This window comes from Bradyrhizobium sp. S3.12.5 (genome assembly GCF_040548225.1).
In the GTDB taxonomy this organism is placed as follows: domain Bacteria; phylum Pseudomonadota; class Alphaproteobacteria; order Rhizobiales; family Xanthobacteraceae; genus Bradyrhizobium; species Bradyrhizobium cytisi.
This window is the reverse complement of sequence record NZ_JBEPRF010000057.1, coordinates 1-2,630: the sequence shown is the minus strand read 5'-3', so window position 1 is coordinate 2,630 and position 2,630 is coordinate 1. Positions and strand designations below refer to the sequence as shown.

The 2,630-nt window shown below is 61.9% G+C and carries 3 protein-coding genes; all 3 read right to left on the bottom strand.

All coding sequences use genetic code 11. The features are described 5' to 3' along the window. Positions 1 to 41: 41 nt before the first annotated feature. Positions 42 to 644 (bottom strand): plasmid pRiA4b ORF-3 family protein, encoded by a 603-nt coding sequence (locus ABIC09_RS37315; RefSeq protein WP_354112423.1) that lies wholly within the window; start codon positions 642 to 644, stop codon positions 42 to 44. Beyond that, the gene (gene tnpC, locus ABIC09_RS37310; protein WP_354112422.1) at positions 641 to 2,206 is read right to left on the bottom strand and encodes an IS66 family transposase; all 1,566 of its coding nucleotides are present in this window, start codon (positions 2,204 to 2,206) and stop codon (positions 641 to 643) included. Before tnpC ends, ABIC09_RS37315 begins: the two co-directional genes overlap by 4 nt. Before the next feature lie 51 nt (positions 2,207 to 2,257). Continuing rightward, positions 2,258 to 2,630, bottom strand: a 373-nt coding sequence (tnpB, locus tag ABIC09_RS37305; protein ID WP_502917745.1) for an IS66 family insertion sequence element accessory protein TnpB, incomplete at its 5' end; no start/stop codon positions are given.

Below are 2,630 nucleotides of genomic sequence, written 5' to 3'. Positions count from 1 at the left end.
GTAAGCGTAGCTCTGCGGCCCTTTTGAATCGCGCTTGACGTCTATTTTGTTCGCGTGGCGCGTCGCCGCGGTTTCCATGTGTCGGACAACGCGTTGACGGCGGCCTCGAGGGCCTTCCGGTCGATCACGTTGGGATCGAACCGCTCCGGGCCCCAGCGGCGCATATTTTCGTGCTCCGGATGAGCAGGGTCGCTGATGGCGTCGAGGTATTCGGCATAGCCTGGCGCACCACCGACGTCTTCCGGAGGACAACGACCGGCGGCCTCGAGTAGGAAGGGCATGCCCTCCGTCGTGGTGTTGTCGAACCATTTTTCGAGCTTGATCACGTGATCCCAGCTGTCGCCGAAGACATAGAGATAGTGGATCGTCTTGGCGCCGGTCTCTCGAACGATATCGCAAAGCCGCGCTTTACGGGCATCCATGGGTTGGTGGCCGTAATCATTGTCGGGGTCGGGAATCCCCCAATGTGCCTCACCAGCGAAGAACTCGAAGAGGTGACTGTTCGTCCAGCCGAATGACTCCTGAAGCGTCAGATGCAGCCGATCAAGGCGCAGCGTGAGCGGCACGACAAGGCGACGCATCACCTCCGGTTTTACGTCCTTGAGGGTCACCTTGATCCGGACCGCGGTCGTGTTCAGGCTCATGCCGCCAGCCTCGGATCGTGTGCATGCATCGTGTAGATCGATGTCCAAGGGAGCAGTTCGTCCAGTCGCGCCGCAGGCCAACCATTGATGAGCTTCGCGAGAACATCAGCGAGCCAGTGCTCGGCACTGACGCCATTGAGCTTACAGGTCTCGATTAACGAAGCCAGAACTGCCCAATTCTCGGCGCCCTCGTCGCAACCGGCAAAAAGGGAGTTCTTGGCGTTGAGCTTGATCGGCCACATCGCACGCTCGACAGCATTCGTGTCCATCTCGATGCGCCCGTCATCAAGATAGAGCGTCAAGCCGTCCCAATGACGCAGCGCGTAACGCAAGGCCTTCGCCGTGTCGCTCTTCTGTGCAAGGTGATCAAGCTTGGCCTCAAACCACTGCTTCAAGGCGGTAGCCAGAGGTCGGGCATGCGCCTGCCTGCCAGCACGGCGCTCGACATCTGATCGGCCGCGGAGCGCTTTTTCGACCGCGTAAAGTTGGGCGATGCGCTCAAGAGCCTCGCGGGCAACCGGAGCTGGCGCCGGAGCGGCCTCGCGCTCGATCTTCACAAACTGGCGCCTCAGATGCGACCAGCAGAAGGCGAGCGTCCCGGACAAGGCGTCCGCACGCGTCTCTCGGGTCATAGTCTTGTAAGCCTGATAACCGTCGCAGTGGATGATGCCGCGAAAGCCCTCAAGTAGCTGCAAGCCATGAACGGCCCCACGGCCCGGTGCATAGGCGTAAACCACACCAGGTGGGTCAGGTCCGGCCCAGGGCCTGTCATCGCGTGACAGCGCCCAGAAGTAGCCGGTTTTGGTCCGGCCGCGCCCCGGATCCAATACCGGTGCGGGGGTCTCGTCGACACAGAGCTTCGAAGAGGCGAGCAGAAGCTGGCGCAGACGATGCCACAAGGGCTTCAATTCCTGGGCGGCGTAGCCGACCCAGAAGGCGAGCGTGGAACGGTCGATGGCGATACCGTGCGTCGCCAGCATCTGCGCCTGGCGGTAAAGCGGCAAATGCCAATGATACTTGGCGTCGATCACATGCGCGACGAGCCGCTCGGTCGGCAGTCCTCCCCTGATCAATCGCTCGAGAGCAGCATGCTGGAGGACGACGCCGTGACAGGCGCGGCAGGCCAGTTTGGGGCGGCGGGTGACGATGACGCGATACTGCGCCGGTACAACGTCCAGCCTCTGGCTCTCATCGTGACCGATCTCAAAAAGGTCGCCTGCGCAGCACGGGCAGCAGGTTGCAGCGGGCATCAGGGTCTCGATGATGCGCGGCAAATGCTCCGGCAGCCTGCCACGATTGGCCCTGCGCTCGGCAGCTCTCTTCTCGCGTGCTTTGGGATTGGCGCGGTCCTCGGCTGCCTCGAGAGCCGCGACAGCCTGATCGATATCCTCCAGAACAAGCTGGAGCTGATCAGCGTCAAGCTTTTCCGAGGATCGACCGAACTGCGCGTCTTTTGCAAGCTTGAGCAACCGCTCGAGCCTGGCGCAGCGATCCAGCAGAGCCGCGGCAAAGGCACGCAACTCGGCTGGATCGCTCGGCAGCTCATCAGGCAAATCACTCATTGGCCCGAGTCTGTCATGCTTCGCGCCCCGATGCAGCGAAGATTTTATGTCCTACGCAAGCGCTTTCGGCTGCGGGATTCGAGGCGCATGCATGCGTGTCCAATCCATGCCGGCCAGAAGCGCGGACAACTGCGCGGCGTTCATTCGCATGACGCCGTCAACGACCGGCGGCCACTTGAAGGCGCTGCCCCCAAGCCGCTTCCAATACAGCACGAGGCCACTACCATCCCAGACAACAATCTTCACCCGATCAGCGCGCTTCGCACGGAAGACCACCGCCACGCCCTTCATCGGATCGTGGCCCAGCGTCTCCTTCGCCAACAGCGCCAGGCCATCTGCGCCCTTCCTGAAATCTACAGGTCGGGTCGCAACATAAATCATGAGGCCAGCGGGAGCCGTCAGCATGAACGTGTCCGGCGCAACG